Annotated in this window: 18 protein-coding genes; 2 read left to right on the forward strand and 16 right to left on the reverse strand. The window is 68.7% G+C overall.

Going from position 1 to position 19,438, the window contains the following annotated elements; genetic code table 11:
- The 4 genes from C1H66_RS06725 to coxB form a co-directional block, all read right to left on the reverse strand.
- Nucleotides 1-1,323, reverse strand: a 1,323-nt coding sequence (locus C1H66_RS06725; protein WP_146010693.1) for a heavy metal translocating P-type ATPase, incomplete at its 3' end; no start/stop codon positions are given.
- Between the two features lie 22 nt (nucleotides 1,324-1,345).
- Nucleotides 1,346-1,702 (reverse strand): hypothetical protein, encoded by a 357-nt coding sequence (locus C1H66_RS06730; RefSeq protein ID WP_102627132.1) that lies wholly within the window; start codon nucleotides 1,700-1,702, stop codon nucleotides 1,346-1,348.
- A complete protein-coding gene (gene ctaD, locus C1H66_RS06735; protein WP_102627133.1) occupies nucleotides 1,699-4,236 on the reverse strand; it encodes a cytochrome c oxidase subunit I in 2,538 nt (845 codons plus the stop codon). The genes C1H66_RS06730 and ctaD overlap by 4 nt, the downstream gene beginning before the upstream one ends.
- Nucleotides 4,233-5,201 (reverse strand): cytochrome c oxidase subunit II, encoded by a 969-nt coding sequence (gene coxB, locus C1H66_RS06740; RefSeq protein ID WP_102627134.1) that lies wholly within the window; start codon nucleotides 5,199-5,201, stop codon nucleotides 4,233-4,235. The genes ctaD and coxB overlap by 4 nt, the downstream gene beginning before the upstream one ends.
- Before the next feature lie 72 nt (nucleotides 5,202-5,273).
- Between coxB and C1H66_RS06745 the strand changes: the two genes are divergently transcribed.
- Nucleotides 5,274-5,744, forward strand: coding sequence for a DUF2231 domain-containing protein (locus tag C1H66_RS06745; RefSeq protein ID WP_102627135.1), 471 nt, complete (start codon nucleotides 5,274-5,276; stop codon nucleotides 5,742-5,744).
- Nucleotides 5,745-5,790: 46 nt separating this feature from the next.
- On the opposite strand, the gene C1H66_RS06750 is transcribed toward C1H66_RS06745, so the two are convergent.
- The 8 genes from C1H66_RS06750 to C1H66_RS06785 form a co-directional block, all read right to left on the reverse strand.
- On the reverse strand, nucleotides 5,791-6,213 hold the full coding sequence (locus C1H66_RS06750; protein ID WP_102627136.1) for a CopD family protein: 423 nt from the start codon (nucleotides 6,211-6,213) through the stop codon (nucleotides 5,791-5,793).
- Between the two features lie 106 nt (nucleotides 6,214-6,319).
- Entirely contained in the window at nucleotides 6,320-7,912 is a 1,593-nt protein-coding gene (locus C1H66_RS06755; RefSeq protein ID WP_102627137.1) for an ABC-F family ATPase, read from the reverse strand.
- Between the two features lie 138 nt (nucleotides 7,913-8,050).
- Nucleotides 8,051-8,482 carry a hypothetical protein gene (locus tag C1H66_RS06760; RefSeq protein ID WP_102627138.1) on the reverse strand — a complete coding sequence of 144 codons (432 nt, stop codon included), beginning with the start codon at nucleotides 8,480-8,482 and terminating at the stop codon, nucleotides 8,051-8,053.
- 10 nt (nucleotides 8,483-8,492) lie between these two features.
- Nucleotides 8,493-8,957, reverse strand: a complete 465-nt coding sequence (locus tag C1H66_RS06765; RefSeq protein WP_102627139.1) for a hypothetical protein — start codon at nucleotides 8,955-8,957, stop codon at nucleotides 8,493-8,495.
- Between the two features lie 110 nt (nucleotides 8,958-9,067).
- Entirely contained in the window at nucleotides 9,068-9,550 is a 483-nt protein-coding gene (locus C1H66_RS06770) for an NYN domain-containing protein (RefSeq protein ID WP_102627140.1), read from the reverse strand.
- On the reverse strand, nucleotides 9,547-10,011 hold the full coding sequence (locus tag C1H66_RS06775) for a DUF6586 family protein (protein ID WP_102627141.1): 465 nt from the start codon (nucleotides 10,009-10,011) through the stop codon (nucleotides 9,547-9,549). Before C1H66_RS06775 ends, C1H66_RS06770 begins: the two co-directional genes overlap by 4 nt.
- The gene (gene topA / locus C1H66_RS06780) at nucleotides 10,008-12,635 is read right to left on the reverse strand and encodes a type I DNA topoisomerase (protein ID WP_102627142.1); all 2,628 of its coding nucleotides are present in this window, start codon (nucleotides 12,633-12,635) and stop codon (nucleotides 10,008-10,010) included. Before topA ends, C1H66_RS06775 begins: the two co-directional genes overlap by 4 nt.
- A 262-nt stretch (nucleotides 12,636-12,897) precedes the next feature.
- The gene (locus tag C1H66_RS06785) at nucleotides 12,898-15,231 is read right to left on the reverse strand and encodes a DUF3141 domain-containing protein (protein WP_102627143.1); all 2,334 of its coding nucleotides are present in this window, start codon (nucleotides 15,229-15,231) and stop codon (nucleotides 12,898-12,900) included.
- A gap of 395 nt (nucleotides 15,232-15,626) precedes the next feature.
- Here C1H66_RS06785 and lipA point away from each other — a divergent pair, with 395 nt between their 5' ends.
- Nucleotides 15,627-16,679 carry a lipoyl synthase gene (gene lipA / locus C1H66_RS06790; RefSeq protein ID WP_102627144.1) on the forward strand — a complete coding sequence of 351 codons (1,053 nt, stop codon included), beginning with the start codon at nucleotides 15,627-15,629 and terminating at the stop codon, nucleotides 16,677-16,679.
- A 103-nt stretch (nucleotides 16,680-16,782) separates the two neighbouring features.
- Here lipA and lipB read toward each other — a convergent pair whose 3' ends face one another.
- The 4 genes from lipB to C1H66_RS06810 all read right to left on the reverse strand — a co-directional run.
- Nucleotides 16,783-17,514: a lipoyl(octanoyl) transferase LipB gene (gene lipB, locus C1H66_RS06795; RefSeq protein WP_102627145.1), complete on the reverse strand. Its 732-nt coding sequence runs from the start codon at nucleotides 17,512-17,514 to the stop codon at nucleotides 16,783-16,785.
- Entirely contained in the window at nucleotides 17,514-17,834 is a 321-nt protein-coding gene (locus C1H66_RS06800; protein ID WP_102627146.1) for an HP0495 family protein, read from the reverse strand. Before C1H66_RS06800 ends, lipB begins: the two co-directional genes overlap by 1 nt.
- A 65-nt stretch (nucleotides 17,835-17,899) precedes the next feature.
- A complete protein-coding gene (locus tag C1H66_RS06805) occupies nucleotides 17,900-19,102 on the reverse strand; it encodes a D-alanyl-D-alanine carboxypeptidase family protein (RefSeq protein WP_102627147.1) in 1,203 nt (400 codons plus the stop codon).
- A 53-nt stretch (nucleotides 19,103-19,155) separates the two neighbouring features.
- Nucleotides 19,156-19,438, reverse strand: a 283-nt coding sequence (locus C1H66_RS06810) for an SPOR domain-containing protein (protein WP_146010694.1), incomplete at its 5' end; no start/stop codon positions are given.

Raw genomic sequence — 19,438 nt, forward strand, 5'->3', positions numbered from 1 at the left:
CAGGGTGCCGGTCTTGTCGAAGGCCACGCTGCGCACGCCACCGGCCAGCTCCAGGGCCGCCGGGTCGCGAAACGCCACGCCCCGCTCCAGCCCCCTGGCGCTGCCCGCCAGCGTGGCCAGGGGCACGGCCAGGCCCACGGCACAGGGACAGGCGACCACCAGCACCGAGAGCGCGCGAACCACCGCCTCCTCCGCCGCCACGCCGAACGCCATCAGCAGCGCCAGGGTCGCCAGCGACAAACCGAGCGCCAGCGGCGAGAGCCAGGCGGCGAAGCGCTCGGCCAGCGCGCGCCGCTGCCCCTTGGCGGCCTGCTGCCGCTGCATGTCGCGGTAGAGCCGGTCCAGCCGGCACTCGCCGGCCGGGGCGGTGACCGCCAGGGTGAAGGAGCCGCCGCGATTGCGGCTGCCGGCCGCCACCCGATCGCCGCGCGTCATCCGGCAGGGCCGGCTCTCGCCTGTGAGCGGTGAGAGGTCGAGCCGGGCCCCGGCGTCGAGCAGCTCGCCGTCGAGCGGCACGCGCTCCCCGGCCGCCACCCGAATCCGCTCGCCGGTGGCCACCTCCTCGAGCGGCACCCGGATCGCCCCCCCTTCGCGCAGTACCGTGGCCTCCGCCGTGGCCGGCACCAGCCCCTCGAGGGCCCTGAGGCTGCGGTAGCGGGCCAGGGTCTCGACCCAGCGCCCGGCCAGCAGCAGCAGGATCAGCATCACCGCGGTATCGAAGTAGACCTCGGCCGAGCCACGCCACAGCAGCCAGACCGAGACCGCCAGGGCCGCGGCGACGCCCAGCGATACCAGGGCATCCATGCCCGGCCGCCGCGCCCGCAGGGTGCGCCAGGCGGCCACGTAGAAGGGCACGCCGGCATGCAGCACCACCGGCAGCGCGAAGGCGCCGGAGACCAGGGCCATCACCCGCTCGAGCCGCGGTTCGGGCAGGGCGCCGGCATAGATCAGCAGCGAGGCCAGCATCGTCCACATGCCGAACAGCGCCGCCACCGCGAACCGTCCCGCCAGACGGCGGCTCTCGGCGTCGAGGCGCGCCTCGGCATCCGGGGCCGACGCCAGCGGATGCACCCGGTAGCCGAGGCGCGCCACCGCCGTGGCCAGGGTCGCCTCGGCGATGGCCTCAGGCTCACCCTCCACCAGCAGGGTCGCGCCGGCGTAGTCGACGCCCACCCGGTGCACGCCCGGCAGTCGCCCCAGGCGATGCTCGATGGCCAGGGCACAGCCGCTGCACCACATGCCCGACAGCGAGTAGAGCGCCTCCTCGGTCGGCACGACCCGATCGGGGGCAGGCGCGGCACGGGTATCGGCGATGGGCGGCATGGCGATTCACCTGGCAGCGGGCTCAGAGGCAGGGGGGCAACACCACCAGCGGCAGCCCGACGAAGGCCACCCCGGCGGCCGAGAAGAGGTGCAGCCCGGCGCCCAGGGCCGCCATGAAGCGCGTCCTGCCCCGCTCGCGCCATGCCGCGGTCAGGCAGGCACGCGCCAGCCATCCCAGCAGCCCGAGGGTGGCGAGCGTCAGCAGGCCCAGCCAGAGGTTGAGGCCGGTCATCGCGCCCTGGGTCGGCGCCGGGGGCGCCACGGCACAGGCCACCGAGAGCCCGCCGTAGAGCGCCACGAACCACAGGCTCCAGATCGTCAGGCCCAGGACCAGCTGCAGCGGATGACCGGCCGTCAGCCGGGGAAGAGGCCGCCTCATACTCCGCCTCCGATCAGCCTCGGCAGCAGCCCCAGGGCCGCCGCCAGGATCCAGTAGACGCCGAGCTGATAGCGCCACAGCAGGGCGACCACCTCGGGCTCGAAGGGCAGGCGCGCACCGACCAGACCGAGGGCGGCGCGCGCGCCCTGCAGGCCGGCCAGCACGCCGGCCAGCAGACCGTGCGCCAGGGTGTAGAGCAGCCCCACCAGCAGCACGGCATCGTGGGCGCTGGCGGTCGGCGCCAGCTCCGCCCGCCACAGCAGCGCCGCCCCCAGCAGCAGGTGCAGCCCGCCCAGGGCGGCGATGGCGAACAGCGCGGTGGCAAGGCCGTCGTCCTCGCCGGCGCGCAATGCCCGCAGACGCCGCTCCAGCCACAGGGCACCGAGGGTGAAGGCGGCCCCCGCCCCGACCAGCAACGGCAGCGACAGCGGCGAACGCTCGGGCATCTGCCACTGGGGCGAGACGGTCCAGAGATAGAACCAGCCGAACAGCAGCGAGAGGAAGAAGGCGCCGTCGGCGAGCAGCGCCACCCCCATGGTCCAGCGCCCGGGGCCGTCGTGGGTCCGGGAGTGCAGCGGCGGTGCCTCGGGCTCATCGTCACCCATTGCCGCGGCGATCGGGTGGGCGCCGTTCTCCCAGGACCAGCGCAGCAGCATCAGCGCCGCCACCACGAACGCCACCAGGGCCAGCGGATAGAGGCGCACCAGCAACGCGACGCAGACCACCGCCAGGCAGGCCGCGGCGGCGAGCGGCCACCAGCTGTTGGTGGGCAGGTGGATCACCTCGCGCAGCCGGCCGGTGAGCGCCTCGCCGCCGAGCAGCTCGCGTCGGCCATGGGAGGCGTCGGCCAGGGCATGCTCGCCGCGGGCGATCTCGTCGCCGAGGGCCGGGTTCTCCCACAGCGGGTGACGGGTCTCGACCCGCGGCAGGCTGGCGAAGTTGTAGGGCGGTGGTGGCGTGGCCAGGCTCCACTCCAGGGTGTCGGCCCCCCAGGGATTGGGCGGCGCCGGGCGCCCGAAACGGAAGTGCAACGCCAGGTCGAGCAGCACCATGGCGATGCCCGCCGACATCATGAAGCCGCCGATCGACGAGACCAGGTTGTAGAGATCCCAGCCCATGGCCGTGTCGTAGGTGTAGATGCGCCGCGGCATGCCGAGCAGCCCCGTCCAGTGCATGATCAGGAAGGTCAGGTTGAAGCCCAGGAAGGTCAGCCAGAAGCCCCAGCGCCCGAGTCGCTCGGAAGGCATGCGCCCCGATACCAGCGGCAGCCAGTAGACGAGCCCCGCCATCAGCGGGAAGAGCATGCCCCCCACCAGCACGTAGTGCAGGTGGGCGACCACGAAATGGGTGTCGTGAACCTGCCAGTTGAAGGGCACCAGCGCCAGCATCACCCCGGTGAGGCCGCCACAGACGAAGATGATCAGGAAGCCGAGGATCCACAGCATCGGCAGGGCCATGCGCGGGCGGCCCAGCCACAGGGTCGCCAGCCAGGCGAAGATCTGGATGGCGGTGGGGACCGCCACCAGCATGCTCGCTGCCGAGAAGAAGGCCTGGGCCAGTTGCGGGATGCCCACGGTGAACATGTGGTGGACCCAGAGGCCGAAGCTGATGAAGCCGGTGATGACGATCGCCGCCACCACCCAGCCGTAGCCGACGATGGGTCGCCCGGCGAACACCGGCAGCAGGGTCGAGACGATCCCCGCCGCCGGCAGGAAGATGATGTAGACCTCGGGGTGGCCAAACAACCAGAACAGGTGCTGCCACAGGATGGGATCGCCGCCCCCCGACACGGTGAAGAACGGCAGCCCCGCGGCGCGCTCCAGCTCCAGCAGCACGCTGCCGAGGATCAGCGGCGGGAAGCCCACCACGATCATCAGCGCCATGGCCAGGATGTACCAGGCGAACAGCGGCATGCGATGCAGCGCCATGCCCGGCGCCCGGGTGCGCAGGATCGACACCGTCAGCTCGACCCCGGCCGAGAGCGCCGAGATCTCGACGAAGGTGATGCCGAGCAGCCAGAAGTCGGAGCCCGGCCCCGGGGAGTGCTCGGCGGAGCTCAGCGGGGTGTACATGAACCAGCCACTGTCCGGCGCCATCTCCAGCACCAGGCTCGAGAAGAGGATGATGCCGCCGAACAGGTAGCACCAGTAGCCGAAGGCGGTGAGCCGTGGGCAGACCAGGTCGCGGGTGCCGATCATCTTGGGGATCAGATAGATCGCCAGCCCCTCGAGCATGGGAATGGCGAACAGGAACATCATCACCGTGCCGTGCATGGTGACGACCTGGTGGTAGATCCCCGGCGCCATGAAGGCCTGGTCGGGAAGCGCCAGTTGGGCGCGCACCAGCATCGCCAGCACGCCGCCGAGCAGGAAGAACACGAGCCCGGTGGCCATGAAGCGCAGCCCCAGGGTGCTGTGGTTGACCACGGTCAGGGCGCGCCAGCCGCGGGGATTGGCCCACACCGCCGCGAGCTCGCGATGCAGCCGCTCGGCCTCGCGGGCGTCTCCGCTAGCGCTGTGCGGCGTCTCGCTCATGGGCGCAGGGTCTCCAGCCAGGCGCCGAGGGCTTCGAGGGTCTCGGCGTCGAGATGGTCGTGAGCGGGCATGCGGTTGCCGGGCTTGAGCGTCTGGTGCTCGGCCAGCCAGCGGGCGATGGCGCCCTCCTCCAAGGCCAGGACGCCGGCGCCCAGGGTGGCCCGGCTGCCGATATCGGAGAGATCCGGTCCCCCGGTGCCCTCGGCGAGCCCCTCGACCCGGTGGCAGCGGGCGCAGTGTTCGCCGAAGGCCTCGCGGGCCGTGTCGTGTCCCTCGGCCTGGGGTGGCGGTCGGCGTCGCGCCTCCAGCCAGGCCGCGAAGTCGTCGCGCTCCATGGCCTCCACATGGAGCTGCATATGGGCATGCTGGGCGCCGCAGAACTCGGCGCACTGGGCGCCGAACACCCCGGGCTCGTCGGCCTCCAGGCGGATGCGGTTGACGCGCCCCGGGAGCATGTCGATCTTGCCGCCGAGCCGCGGCACCCAGAAGGCGTGGATCACGTCGGCGCCGGTGACATGGAAGTCCACCGGCTCGCCGGCGGGCATCGCCAGGTGATTGGCGGTGACCACCTCGCCCTCCGCGTGCGGATAGCGCACCTCCCACCACCACTGGTGGCCGATGACCTCGATCACCCGCGGTGCCTCGACCCCGGGCAGGGGCAGTAACCGCTGTCCGGCCGGCACACCGACGGCGAGCAACAGCAGGATGCTCACCCCGGGCAGCAGGATGCCACCGCCGAGGATCCAGCCCAGGCCGAGGCGACGCTCCTGCGCCGCACTGCGCACAGGATGCCCGCGGCGTCGAAAGGCGGCGAGCCACAGCCCCACCACCATCAGGAAGACCAGGGTGAAGGCCGTGAGCATCCCCCACCAGAGCCAGGCCACGCCCCTGGCGGCCGGGCCGGCGGGATCGAGAATCGAGTGATCGCCGCCACAGCCGGCCAGCGCGAGCGACAGCAAGACCATCGCCGGCTTGACCCCCCTGTGGCGGGGGCCTTCAATGCCAGGGAGGACTCCACGACCGACAGGGACGGTGCCATGCCCAGAGCGAAGCTCAGATCGCCCCAGCGCTCCATCCATAGCCGCGCCGCGCTGGCCGGCCATCCACTGCACCCGGTGATGATCCACTTCCCCGTGGCCGCCCTGATGGCACTGGTGGCCAGCGACCTGGGCCATCTCTACACGGGAGACCCCTTCTGGACCCGCGCCTCGCTGTGGCTGGCCGGCGTCGGCGCCTTCGGCGGCTGGATGGCCAGCCTGGTGGGGCTCGTCGACCTGGTGTCGGTGAAGGGCATCCGACGCCTGGTGACCGCCTGGAGCCACGCCATGGTCGCCGTGGTGATGCTCTCGCTGGCCTCGCTCAACTGGCTGTGGCGCTTGCTCGGCGAGGCGCTGCTGCCCTGGGGGCTGGTGCTGTCGCTTGCCACCGCGGCACTGATCGCCCTGGCCGGCTGGCTGGGTGGACAACTGGTCTACGAGCATGCCGTGGGCGTGGACCTCGACGACTGAGCGCGGACGATTCGGCATTCTCCTCCTCCCTGATCGGCGACATGCCTCACAATGCCGGCTTGGCCAGTACCAGCCCCACCACGGTCAGCATGGCGGCCGCCGCCACGGCACAGGCCGCCATGGCGCCTTTCACCACCCCGCGCACATGCCCCGCCTCGAGACGCAACACCAGCCAGCCACAGGCACCGTGCGCCAGCACCATGCCGGCCACCGCCAGCAGCTTGAGCACCAGCCAGCCACCGGCAAGGCCGTGACCCAGGAACAGCAGCGTGCCCGAGGCAATGGCGAGCAGTGCCGCGGGTGTGGCCAGGCTGTTGTAGACGAAGCGCGGCATGGGCGGCGAGGAGGACGCGAACGACGGCGTGTCGGACGCGGCACGCGCCGACTGCACCAGCAGCGCCGGCAAATAGAGCAGCGCACCGCACCAGCTCACCAGCGCCACGATATGGAGAAACTTGATCCAGGGCATGGGCGTCCTTGCGACTCGTACCTGCCGGCCCACCGCAGACAGGCACTCTCACCCTAGCCGAGCCACGCGACACCGGCCAGCCCCGGCATCGTGTCCGAATGCATTCTCAGCCGTAGAGGCCCTGGCTTCGCAGGTAGTCGTCGTAGCTGCCGCTGAAGTCGGTGATGCCGGCGTCACTCATGTCGAGGATGCGGGTGGCCAGCGAGGCGACGAACTCGCGATCGTGACTGACGAAGATCAGGGTGCCGGGGTAGTGCTCGAGGGCCAGGTTGAGGGCCTCGATGGACTCCATGTCCAGGTGGTTGGTGGGCTCGTCCATCAGCAGCACGTTGGGCCGGGTCAGCGACAGCTTGCCGAACAGCATGCGGCCCTGCTCGCCACCGGAGATCACCTTCACCGACTTGCCGATGTCATCGCTGGAGAACAGCATCCGCCCCAGGGCGCCGCGGATCACCTGCTCGCCGCCGTCGGTCCATTGGGCCATCCATTCGAACAGGGTGGCGTCGTTGGCGAAGTCGTCGGCGTGGTCCTGGGCGAAGACGCCGAGCTCGGCGCTGTCGGTCCAGCGCACCGCCCCGGCCTGGGGGTGCAGCTCGCCGGCCAGCGTCCTGAGCAGCGTGGTCTTGCCGATGCCGTTGGGGCCGATGATGGCGATACGCTCGCCGGCCTCCACGGTCATGGAGAGTCCTTCGACCAGCGCTGCCTCGCCCGGATATCCCTGGCTCAGCGCCTCGACGTTTACCGCATTGCGGTGGATCTTCTTGCCCTGCTCGAAGCGGATGAACGGGCTGACCCGGCTCGAGGGCTTGATGTCCTCGAGCTTGATCTTGTCGATCTGGCGTGCTCGGGAGGTGGCTTGCTTGGCCTTGGAGGCGTTGGCCGAGAAGCGGCTGACGAAGGCCTGCAGCTCGGCGATCTGCGCCTTCTTCTTGGCGTTGTCGGCGTGCTGGCGCTCGCGGGCGGCGGTGGCCGCGGTCATGTAGTCGTCGTAGTTGCCGGGGAACAGCCTGATCTCGCCGTAGTCGAGGTCGGCCATGTGGGTGCAGACGCTGTTGAGGAAGTGGCGATCGTGGGAAATGATGATCATGGTGCTGTTACGGGCCGTGAGTACCCCTTCCAGCCAGCGAATGGTGTTGATGTCCAGGTGGTTGGTGGGCTCGTCGAGCAGCAGCACGTCGGGGTCGGCGAACAGCGCCTGGGCGAGCAGGACACGCAGCTTCCAGCCCGGCGCCACTTCGCTCATGGGGCCGGCGTGCTGTTCGATGGGAATGCCCAGGCCGAGCAGCAGCTCGCCGGCACGGGCTTCGGCGGTATAGCCGTCGAGCTCGGCGAAGCGGACTTCCAGATCGGCCACGGCCATGCCGTCGGCCTCGCTCATCTCCGGCAACGAGTAGATCCGCTCGCGTTCGGCCGCCACCTGCCACAGCTCACGGTTGCCCATGATCACGGTGTCGATGACCCGCTCGGCCTCGAAGGCGAACTGGTCCTGGCCCAGCTTGCCGAGCCGTGCGCCCGACTCGACCATCACCTGGCCGGCCGACGGCTCCAGGTCGCCGCCCAGGATCTTCATGAAGGTGGACTTGCCACAGCCGTTGGCGCCGATCAGGCCATAGCGGTGGCCATTGCCGAACTTGACGGAGACATTCTCGAACAGGGGCTTGGCCCCGAACTGCATGGTGATGTTGGCGGTGGAGATCACGTGGGGGTCCAATCGAGGGGCAAAAGTTCGCGATTGTACCGGTTCTGGTCCCGCGTCACACGCCGAAGGGAGGATACATCGCCAGCGGCTCCGGCAGCGCTGCCTGCCGGAGCCAGGGAGACAATGCCGAACCGTGGTTCAGTCGTAACGGTCCACGGTGAAGATACTCTGCAGCTTGTGCTTCTTCCCGTAGATATGGACCGTGGTCTCGTCGAAGGGGAAGCGATCGAGATACTCGCTCCTGCTGTTGAAGCGTGGCTTGTGCGCATTGATCATGGCCGCCGCCAGCCGCTCGCGGTTGGCGTGACCGCAGAGCCCCACGGCGTACCAGAGTTCCTCGCCGGGCTGGAGGAAGGCCCGCCACCTGTCCTGCTCCTCGTGGTGCTCCAGGCCATAGCGCGCGCTGCGGTGCTCCCCCACGTAGAGCAGCTCCTGCACGTCCATCTCGCCGGTCTCGGGGTCCTGGGCGGCGCGGAACACGCAGTAGATGCCGGATTCGTCGGGGGCATCGTGGCGTTGGTCGTCCGTCCAGTAACCCAGCATCTTGGGCGAAAGCATCTGGTCCGTCATGGCGTCCTCCTCAGTAGTCCTCGAGACGTTGCATATCCCTGGCGAGGCGCCGCACCTCGGCCTCGTGGCCGGCGGAGAGCGCATCGAAGAACTCCTTCTCGCTGGTGCCAACGGCCTTGTCGCTGCGATGGGCGTAGAGGTCCTGAAGGGTACGGTGTGCCGTCAACGCGGTCGCCAGCACGCTCTGCACGGTCTGGCAATCGATGCTGGCGGGCAGGCGCTCGAGTACCGGTGGGTGCGGGAAGTCGGCCGGATCGTCGAACCAGGTCTCCAGCACACCGCGGTGGTCGCTACCGTCGTGGCAGTAGCCGGTGAGGTCCCCCTGCATCTTCCGCTCACGCTCGGCCAGATACTCGAGCGCCATGCGCACCCGCTCGTCCACTCCGCCGGACGCCTCGCGCAGGTATTGATCGGCAAGGCGCCCATGGTAATCGGCCGCCCAGGCGACCAGTTCCTTTACCTGATGAAAACGCATGCCCGTTCCTCCTCGCTGTCACCAGCGGCACAACCGCTTGGCCCTTGACTTCATCCTAGCCAACGCCGGCGGGCCGCGCTTGACGTGTATCAACGGAAGACGATGCAAGGCTACAGAAGCAGGGGGGGCTCGATGGGAACGAACTCGCTGGCCGCGCGGATCAGCGAGTCCGCGGTGAGGCGCGCCACCCCGACCACGATCACCTCGACGCCGTGGCGCTCGCGCAGCCGCTGGACCAGCAGGTCGAAGTCGCCGTCGCCGGAGACCAGCACCACCCGGCCGACCCGTGGTGCGGCCTCGATGGCATCGAGGGCGATGCCCACGTCCCAGTCACCCTTGGTGGATCCATCGCCGCGCTGGATGAAGGGCTTGAGCTTCACGTCGAAACCGATGCCGCGCAGGATGTTCTGGAACTGGCGCTGCCTGGGATCGCCCCGCTCCACCGCATAGGCATTGGCCACCACCACCCGGCGACCGGCGGCGAAGCGCGCCCAGAAGGCGTGGTAGTCGAAGTGGCGGCCGAAGGCCTGGCGCGTGGTGTAGTAGACGTTCTGCACGTCGACGAAAATGGCGACGCCCTCCGCTTGGCTCACCACTCCTGGCTGGTCTCGCGCAGCGCAGCGATCTCCGCCTTGGCCTCGCGCAGGCACCAGCGCAGCTCATCGGCCAGCGCCGCCCCGCTGCCGGTGGCGATCAGCCCCTGGGCGGCACCACCGCTGCGACGGGCCACGCCGTCGCTGCCGTGCAGGGCCTCGAGCCTGGGCAGCAGCCAGGCCAGCCAGCTGTCCTCGCGGGTGGCCAGCTCACGCAGGCGGTGCAGCTCGGCCAGGGAGCGCCCTTCGGGACCGAGCAGTTCGCGCCAGTCATGACGCTCGAGCAAGGCATGCTCGGTGACCTCGCGCAGCAGCGATTGCAGCGCCAGCTCGGTCAGCGCCAGGGCCCCCTCCTCCGCCGCCATGCGCCGCGCCTCGGCGTGCTCGTCGCTGCCTGCGGCAGTCTCGAGCAGCAGCTCGGCCTGGTAGAGCAGTTGGTTGGTACGCGAACGCGGCGTCACTTGCGCTTGTCCTCCACCCGCCACTTGCCGTTGTCGAAGATGGCCTTCCAGCCGGTCGCCTTGCCCTCCTCGTCGGTCATCACGAACTGCTCCCTGGCCTTGCGCGAGAAGCGGATCTGCGCCGGGCGACCGTCCGGGTCCTCGCTTGGCGCGTCGAGCAGGTAGCGGTACTTGTCGGGCAACTCCTCGGCGTGGGCCTTGAGCTCGCGCACCAGCGGCGGACGGGTCTCGCGGTTCTTCGGGAACTTGCTCGCCGCCAGGAACAGGCCGCTGGCCCCGTCGCGCAGCACGTAGTGGTCATCGACCTTCTGGCACTCGAGCTCCGGCATGGGGATGGGGTCCATCTTGGGCGGCGCCACTTCGCCATTGCGCAGCAGCTTGCGGGTGTTCTTGCACTCGTTGTTGGTGCAGCCGAAGTACTTGCCGAAGCGGCCACTCTTGAGTTGCATCTCGCTGCCGCACTTGTCGCATTCGATGGTCGGACCGTCATAGCCCTTGATGCGGAACCTGCCCTGCTCGATCTCGTGGCCGTCGCAGTCGGGGCTGTTGCCGCAGATATGCAGCTTGCGGGTCTCGTCGATCAGGTAACTGTCCATGGCCGTGCCGCACTTGGGGCAGCGGTGCTTGGCGCGCAGGGCTTCGGTCTCGGCCTCTTCATCGGCATCGGCGGCCACGGCCTCTTCACCGGGCAGCAGGTCGATGGTGGTCTTGCAGCGCTCCTTGGGCGGCAGGTTGTAACCCGAGCAGCCGAGGAAGACACCGGTGGAGGCGGTACGAATCTGCATCTTGCGCCCGCAGGTCGGGCAGTCGATGTCGGTGGGCACCGGCTGGTTGGGGCGCATGCCCGCGTCGCTCTCGGCGACCTCGAGCTCCTGGCGGAACTCCTCGTAGAAGGCATCGAGCAGGGCGCGCCAGTTGCGCTCGCCTTCGGCGACCTCGTCGAGGCCATCCTCCATGCGTGCGGTGAAGGAGTAGTCCATCAGGTCGGGAAACGACTCCTTGAGCCGCTCGGTGACGATATCGCCGAGTTTCTCGGCATAGAAGCGGCGATTCTCCAGCTTGACGTAACCACGATCCTGGATGGTGGAGATGATCGAGGCGTAGGTGGAGGGCCGGCCGATACCGCGCTTCTCCAGTTCCTTGACCAGGCTCGCCTCGGTGTAGCGGGCCGGCGGCTTGGTGAAGTGCTGCTGGGGGTCCAGCGCCTCGAGGGTCATCGGCGTGCCTTCGGCGAGGTCGGGCAGCGACTGGTCCTCGTTCTTGCCGGCCGGCTTCATCACCCGGGTGTAGCCGTCGAACTTGAGCACCCGGCCCTTGGCCTTGAGCTCATAGCCGTCGACCTCGACGGTCAGGGTACTCGAGAGGTACTCGGCCGGCGTCATCTGACAGGCGACGAACTGCCGCCAGATCAGCTCGTAGAGGCGTTCGGCATCGCGCTCCATGCCGGCGAGGTCGCCGGCGCGGCGATCGACCTCGGAGGGACGGATCGCTTCGTGGGCCTCCTGGGCCCCCTCCTTGCTGGAGTAGCGATTGGGCGCCTCGGGCAGGTAGCGCGGCCCGTACTCGCTGCCGATGAAGTCGCGCACGCTCTCCACCGCGTCCCGCGAGAGGTTGGTGGAGTCGGTTCGCATATAGGTGATGTAGCCGGCCTCGTAGAGGCGCTGGGCCAGGGTCATGGTCTTCTTCACCGAGAAGCCGAGCCGGCCGCTGGCGGCCTGCTGCAGCGTCGAGGTGATGAAGGGGGCGTTGGGCTTGGAGCGAGTCGGTTTGTCCTCTCGCGAGGTGATCGCCAGGCTCGCCTTCTTCAGTGCGGCGATGCGCTCCAGGGTCTCGGCTTCCGAGGTGGGACGGAAGGCCTTGCCGTCCTGCCGCACCAGTTCGAAACGCACCGGTTCGCCGTCACCGGAGACAAGATCGGCATGGACGTCCCAGAACTCCTCGGGAACGAAGGCGCGTATCTCGCGCTCGCGCTCGACGATCAAGCGCATGGCCACCGACTGCACCCGCCCGGCCGAGAGGCCACGGGCGACCTTGGCCCACAGCAGCGGCGAGAGCATGAAGCCGACGACCCGGTCGAGGAAACGCCGCGCCTGCTGGGCCTCGACACGGGGAATATTGAGGCTGCCGGGGGCCTCGAAGGCATCGTGGATGGCATTCCTGGTGATCTCGTTGAACACCACACGCCGGTAGCGGCTCTCGTCGCCGCCGATGGTCTCGCGAAGGTGCCAGGCGATGGCCTCCCCCTCGCGGTCGAGATCGGTGGCGAGATAGACGGCGTCGGCCTTCTCGGCGAGCTTCTGCAGCTCGGCCACCACCTTCTCCTTGCCGGGCAGGATCTCGTAGTTGGCCTTCCAGTCGTGCTCGGGGTCGATGCCCATGCGGCGGATCAGCTGCTCGCGGGATTTCTGCTTCCTGTACTCGGCCTTCTCTTCCGGCGACATCTTCCGGGTCGCAGCGGCCTGGCGCGCTCGCTCCTTGGGATCGGAGGCCGCCTTGCCCGAGCCGCTGGTCGGCAGGTCACGGATGTGCCCCACGCTCGACTTAACGATGAACTCGTTGCCGAGGTACTTGTTGATCGTCTTGGCCTTGGCCGGTGACTCGACGATGACCAGTGACTTGCCCATAGTGCTCCACTATTGTGCATGGCGCGCTGGCAGCGCATCGCGCCTGACGGTTCCGTCCACCCGTCGCCCGGGCGGTGAAAAATCCGCTTACCCTACCCCAGCACCGCTCGTCACGCCAGTCGCAAGCGGCATGCCTGGCGCGAGGCGACCCTCTGACCCTAGACCGCCGGGGCATGTCCCGGCAAGGCGCCGGGACCGCCGACACAATGACGACGCCCCCGCCGGCGAGCCCGGCGGGGGCGTCGTCGCGCGGCATCGCGACTCAGCTCTTGTCGCCCCCCTCGGGAGCACGACCGCCGGCGGGCTTGGCCCGCTTCGTCTTCCGGGCCGCCGTCGCGGTCGCCGGCTTGATGGCCGCCGCCGGTGCCGGTGCCGTACCGGCATCCCCCGGTGATGGCAGCGACGGCGTGGCCGGACGCGCCTGGGCGAACAGTGCCTTGATGTGCTCGAAGCGATCCGCGGCGTGCTCGGAGAGCTCGCCGCTGGCGGCCAGCACGTGCTCGATGTGCGCCAGGTGCTCGTCGATCTGCGCGGCCGTTTGCCCCTCGAGCAGGGCCGGGATCGCCTCCAGGGCCGCCTGGTGATCCAGCGTCAGGATAAAGAACTGATCGCGTACCAGGCGTTTGAAATCGGCCAGGCTGGCGGCCGGCTCCAGTTCGCTGCGAGAGGTCCGCAGCCGCTTGAAATTGCGCTCGTCGGTGGCCGGCGCTCCGCCCAGCACGTGGATCAGGGCACGCATCACCGCCTCGTGGTGGCCACCTTCGGCGATGTGCTCGCGCAGTTCGGACTGGCGACGTTCGATGAAGCGCAGGTGCTCGGGCTCGGCGCCCGGACGGCGGCGATGGACATGAGCATCACCGCCCAGGCCGACCAGCGCCTGCAGCAGCGGCTGACCGTAGAGATCGAGGAACAGCCGTTCGATGCTGCTGTCGCGCAGGTCACGCCAGGCGTTCAGGCCGCGGGTGATCTGGTCGGAGACGATGCTCTCGATCACCCGGAAGAGGTTGTCCTCACCGAGCGGGTGGCGCTCGGCACGCACCCGCTCGGCCAGCACCGGCACCGGCACCATCAGGGGATTGCGATCGGAGAGCAGTCGATAGCCGAGCCGGTTGGGGTGCATGCGACGCATCCACTTCGCCGACTCGGGTGTCGCCAGGGCACGAATCCAGGGCTGCAGGAACAGCCGGTACAGCCCCAGGTTGATCTCCGAGATGCGCGCCACGGTGGCGAAGCGGGTGTCGTCCTCGGGGCAGTGCTGGACCTCCCGGTCGAGCTCCTCGACGGTCCGCGGAGTGAACTCGAGCAGGTAGTCACGCTCGATCAGCTCGGCGTCGCTGCGCTCGGCCGCCGAGGAGACCGTGGTCTCGTAGAGGCCCGGCGGCAGGACATCGATGTAGTCCATGTTGGCGGTGAACTCGGCGTGTTCCTTGCGCGAGACACTGCCCGAGACGAAGATCCCCAGATGGCCGGTGGTGTCGTGAACGCAATAGACGATGGTCTGCTCGTTGGCGATGATGTCCTCGACCCCCTCGTAGAGGTCACGCACCCAGCCCAGTGCCTGGGGAGGCGGCGTGATGTCGTCGCCCCGGGAGCAGAACACCACCACCGGCGAGCGCACGTTGCGCAGGTCGATGCGCCGCCCGTCGGAGGTCACCAGCTGGGCGGTGGAGAGGCGGTTGCCGACGAACAGGTTGTCGACGATGTACTGGATCTCCTCGCCACCCAGCACCACGTGGCCGCCCCACCAGCGCTCGAACTCCAGGTAGCGACTCGCCTCGGTGTCGATACGGGAGTAGAGCCGATACTGCTTGTGCCACCAGGTGTTCGCCGGGTTCAGGCGCTCGAAGTTCTGGACCAGAAAGGCGCCGTCGAACAGGCCAGCGCCCAGGTCGCTGAGCAGCGCGGTCATCCAGCTCCCGCCGCTCATGCCACCGGTATAGCGCATCGGGGCACGGCCGTGCTCGCCGGCCCAGTAGGAGAGCGGCGCTCCGGCGATCAGGATGGGGCCGAACAGGTCGGGCTCGAGCGAGGCCGCCATCATGATCTGCCATCCGGCCTGGCAATTGCCCACCACCATGGGCTTCTCGCAGGTCTCCTGGTGCCGCTCGCCGACATGGCGCAGAAAGGCGATCTCGGCCTCGACCACGTCCTCGACGGTCTGTCCCGGCACCGGGTACGGCAGGAAGCCGATGAAGTAGCAGGGATGACCGGCGCGCAGCGCGATGCCGATCTCGCTGTCGGGCTTGAAACCACCGATGCCGGGGCCATGGCCGGCACGGGGGTCGACCACCACGAAGGGCCGCATCTGCGGGTCGGTGACGCCCCCTTCGGGGGGCGCGACGCGCAGCAGCTCGTAGTTCACCGGCCGCGGAAGCTCGCGACCGTCCATCAGCACCTCGGTCTCGAACCCCAGCACGCTGGGCTTGGTCTGCTCGATGTGCTCGAGGTACTGGTTGCCACGCAGGCGCATGACGTCCATGTAGAGCATGCTGCGTTCCAGGGCATCACGCCAGTAGTCGCAGGCGGCGCGTCCGAAACCGAATGGATCCACAAAGGGCAGCACAGCTGTCGGGGGTGTCGGCATCAGGGAGTTCATTTCGGGCTCCAGGCACGGCGTGGATGAAATGCTGCATTGCAATATAGCGCATCTTCTTCGCCACGACGAGCGGAGATTGAACGATGGTTCAATCCTTGCTCCGCGCAAGGGGCCGTATCGCCGATGCCCGCCCGCTTGCACGTTGCCGCGCCCACTATCCCCATGCCCAGGGCTGGCTGCGGGTGTGCAACCGTAGCCGGGGCCCGCGAACGGCTCGCCGCGATCCGCCCCCGCCTGTCCAGGGTCACCGCTGCTGTGGTACCTTTACGCTCCCTGCCAACGTATCATTTGGCGCAGCATGCAGCGCAGTGGCGGCCCCGGCACAGTCATTCCTTGGTGGCCTGACCACATCTTCAAGACGTCGACAGCCGGCGAGTAGAGAGGCTCAACATCCCATGAGCGATACCACCTCCAAGCGAGTGCCCAGCGGCGAGAAGTTCCGCAACGAACACGGCATGGCCGTGATCAAGGATGGCATCAAGCAACGCAAGCAGGTCGAGGCGAGCCCCGCGACCGAGCGCAAGCCCCACTGGCTGCGTGCGCAGATCCCCGGAGGGGGACGCTTCGATGCGGTGAAGAAGAACGTCGCGACGCATCGCCTCAGCACCGTCTGTGCCGAATCGCACTGCCCGAACATGGGCGAATGCTGGAGCAATGGCACCGCGACCATCATGCTGATGGGCTCGGTGTGCACCCGGGCCTGCCGCTTCTGCGCGGTGGATACCGGCAACCCGCGGGGCTGGCTCGACGGCGAGGAGCCGGAGAACACCGCCAAGTCGGTCGAGCTCATGGGGCTGCGCTACGTGGTGCTGACCTCGGTGGACCGCGACGACCTCTCCGACGGCGGTGCGGCCCACTATGCGTCCTGCATCCGCGCCATCAAGACCCATACCCCGGAGGTGGTCGTCGAGGCCCTGACCCCGGACTTCGACGGCGACCCGGCAGCCATCGAGTGCGTCGTCGATTCGGGCCTCGAGGTGTTCGCCCAGAACGTCGAGACCGTCGAGCGCCTCACCGAGCGGGTGCGTGACCCCCGCGCCGGCTACCGCAAGACCCTCGACGTCCTGGCGCATGCCAAGCGACATCGTCCCGAGGTCATCACCAAGACCAGCCTGATGCTCGGCCTGGGCGAGACCGAGGAGGAGATCCTGGCGACCTTCGATGACCTGCGCGCCATCGGGGTGGACATCGTGACCCTGGGACAGTACCTGCGGCCGACGCGCAACCACCTGCCGGTCGAGCGCTGGGTCACCCCGGAGGAGTTCGACCGCTACCGGACCCTGGGCCTCGAGAAGGGCTTCATGGAGGTCCCCTCCGGCCCGCTGGTACGCTCCAGCTACCGGGCCGACCGGGTATTCGAGAAGAACAACCTGGGGCTCGCCGCGCCCGCCGAGGTACCGGGCCAGGAGGCCGCCCCCAACCGCATCGACGCCATCAACGTCGGCTAGAGCCCATACCGCTGAGCGCAGTTTAAGTGGACGGAACTTGCGCTCGCGATCCCGGCCCCGAAACCCCGACGCAAGCGGCGCCGGGGATAGGTCGGAGCGGAGGTCATTCTTCAGGGATGAAGAATGTAGCGCCCAGGGAGGGGTCCACAGCGCCTCCGCGAAGACCTGTCGCCGGGAAAGCACGATCCGAGGCAACGACCAGCTCCCGCCCCAACTCCTGCGCCAGACACTCGGCCAGGCGCTCCCCCACCGCCGCGACGCCGGGGCAATCGTCGACCAGGTCGGCCAGCCGCGTCATGGCCATGCCGGCATAACCGCAGGGGTTGATGCGATCGAAGGGTGACAGGTCGCCATCGACGTTCAAGGCGATGCCATGGAAGCTCGCCCCGCGCCGGATGCGCAGCCCCAGGGAGGCGATCTTGGCCTCCCCCACATAGACGCCGGGGGCATCGGGCCGTGCCCGCGACGCCACGCCGTAACCGTCGAGCAGGGCGATCACCGCCTGCTCGAGTGCCGTCACCAGGTCGCGCACGCCGACCCGGGCGCGACGCACGTCGAGCAGCGGGTAGAGCACGACCTGCCCCGGGCCGTGGTAGGTCACCTGGCCGCCACGGTCGGTGGCCACCACCGGGATGTCGCCGGGCATCAGCAGATGCTCGGGCTTGCCGGCCTGCCCCTGGGTGAACACCGGATCGTGCTCGACCAGCCAGAACTGGTCGACCGTGGTGGCATCGCGCGTATCGGTGAGCTCACGCATGGCCTGCCAGACCGGCAGATAGGGCTGCCGCCCGAGCCGGTGGACGGCGATGGGAGCCAGGACTCCGGCTGCCGACATCAGACCACCATGTGCACGCGGCCGGTGGCCTTGAGGTCGACGAACAGGGCCTTGAGCTGTTCCTCGCCGGTGGCGCGAATGGTGAGACGCACCGACTGGAAGCGACCGTTGCGGCTCGCCACCACCTCGAGTCGGCTGCCGTCGAACTCCGGGTCGTGGCGGCTGACTACCTGGCAGACGGTAGCGGCGAAGTCCTCTGCGGCATCGCCCACTACCTTGAGCGGGTAGCGGCAGGGGAAGGTGATCTTCGCCGGCCGACCGCCAGGCTTGGGCTCGGCGGCCGAGGGCCGGCGCAGGTCACGCAGGGTCTTGTCGTTCATCGATCACCCCAGAAACAGAATACCCGATCATTCTACTCAACCAATGGCCGCCGACCAAGGTTCGCTCAGCCGAACCAGCCCCCGATCAGGTTACTGAAGAACCGATGCACGCGGTCGAACAGGCGCTTGAACAGGCCGCCCTCCTCGACGCTCTCCAGGGCGACTAGCGACCGCTCGCCGACCACCTCGTCGCCGAGGCGAACCTCGAGGGTCCCGACGCTCTCGCCGGCCTGGATGGGGGCCTCGATATCGGCGCGGATATCGAGGCGCGCGGTGAGTTGGTCATTGCGCGCACGCGGCACCGTCATCTGCACGTCATGGTCGACGCCCACCCGCAACTCGTTCTTGTCTCCACCCCAGACCCGCGGGGTGTTGAGCACCGCCCCCCGATCATAGAGCTTGAGGGTCTCGAAATAGCGGAAACCATAGCTGAGCAGCTTCTGGGTCTCCTGGGCGCGGGACTCCTCGGAGTTGGTGCCCATCACCACCGAGATCAGCCGCATGTCATCACGCTTGGCCGACGCCACCAGGCCATAGCCGGCCTCGGTGGTCCAGCCGGTCTTGAGGCCGTCGACGGTGGGATCACGCCATAGCAGGCGATTGCGGTTGGGCTGGCGGATGTCGTTGTAGGTGAAGTACTTCTCCGCGTAGACGGCGTAATGCTCGGGATAGTCATTGATGATGTACTGGGAGAGCAGCGCCAGGTCCCGGGCCGAGGAGTACTGCTCGGGATGCGGCAGGCCGGTGGCATTGGCGTAGTTGGTGTTGTGCAGCCCCAGGCGGGTGGCATGCTGATTCATCAGATCGGCGAAGGGCGCTTCGCCGCCGGCGAGGTGTTCGGCCACGGCGACGCTCGCGTCGTTGCCGGAAGCGATGATGATGCCGTGGAGCAGTTCATGGACAGGCACCTGAGTGCCGACCTCGATGAACATCTTGGAGCCACCCGTTCGCCAGGCGTTCTCGCTGACCTGCACCATGTCATCCATGGTGATGTTGCCACGGTGCAGCTCGCGCTCTACCAGGTAGGCCGTCATCAGCTTGGTCAGGCTGGCCGGCGGCAGTCGCTCGTCGGCGTTGTGCTCCACCAGCACCCGACCACTGTCGGCATCCATCAGGAACCACGACTTGGCCGCCAGCTGAGGGGCCGCCGGGATCATGGTTTGAGGCGCGGGCACGGCCTGGGCCAGGGCCTGGGGAACCACCAGCATCAGCAGGACCAGCAGCACCGGCAAGCAGCGACGGTGGAGAAGCGAGGGCAACACTCTCATGGGGGAGAATCTCATCAGGGACATCGGGGGCATCATGATACTGGAGTGCCGACTCAATCGGCACCGTTGACGATGAAAGCCTGGTCGAAACCGGCACGACGCAACTCGTCGCGTACCGGAGCGACCTGGGCGGCATGGGCGAGTGGCCCCACCTGCACACGGTGCAGGCCGGCGGTACTCGCCACGCGCACCGGATGGGACAACTCGTGCTGCAGGCGGGCCTTGAGGGCCTGGGCACTCTCGCCGGAACCGAGGGCGGCGATCTGCAGGTAGATGGGGCGGCCATCCGCCGGGCGGCGTTCCGCGGGGCGGCCATCCGCGGGGCGGCCATCCGCG

This window comes from Halomonas heilongjiangensis (assembly GCF_002879645.1).
GTDB classification, from domain to species: Bacteria; Pseudomonadota; Gammaproteobacteria; order Pseudomonadales; family Halomonadaceae; genus Halomonas; species Halomonas heilongjiangensis.